Annotated in this window: 1 protein-coding gene; it reads left to right on the top strand. The window is 65.9% G+C overall.

Annotated features, from left to right (window positions below; genetic code table 11):
• Nucleotides 1-28 precede the first annotated feature (28 nt).
• Nucleotides 29-495 (top strand): acyltransferase domain-containing protein (locus JK363_RS41615; RefSeq protein ID WP_236076602.1); only part of this gene is annotated, 467 nt, incomplete at its 3' end.

The raw sequence follows: 495 nt of genomic DNA, 5'->3' as shown, positions 1-495 counted from the left end.
CATGGGCCAACTCCCCACCGGCGGAGCCATGGCCACCATCGCCGCCACCCCCGACGAACTCACCGACGACCTCGCCCAAACCGACGGACAAGTCAGCATCGCCGCCCTGAACACCCCTGGCAATACGGTGATCTCAGGGCCCGAGGAACTGGTGACCGGCATCAGTGAGGCATGGGCGGAACGCGGCCGCAAGACCCGGACGCTCAGCGTCAGCCACGCCTTCCACTCCCCCCTGATGGACCCCATCCTCACACCATTCACCAACGCCATCACCGGACTGACCTACCACCCACCCACCATCCCCCTCATCAGCAACCTCACCGGCCAACCCGCCGACACCGACATCACCACCCCCGACTACTGGGCCCAGCACATCCGCCAACCCGTCCACTTCCACCCCGCCATCACCCACATCGCCCCAGATACAGGCATCTTCCTCGAAATCGGCCCCGACCCCATCCTCACCACCGCCACCCAACACACCCTCCACCACCT

This window comes from Streptomyces coffeae (assembly GCF_016741875.1).
In the GTDB taxonomy this organism is placed as follows: Bacteria; Actinomycetota; Actinomycetes; order Streptomycetales; family Streptomycetaceae; genus Streptomyces; species Streptomyces coffeae.
Note: the sequence above shows the minus strand (reverse complement) of the source record. Positions and strands in the feature narration are given on the sequence as shown.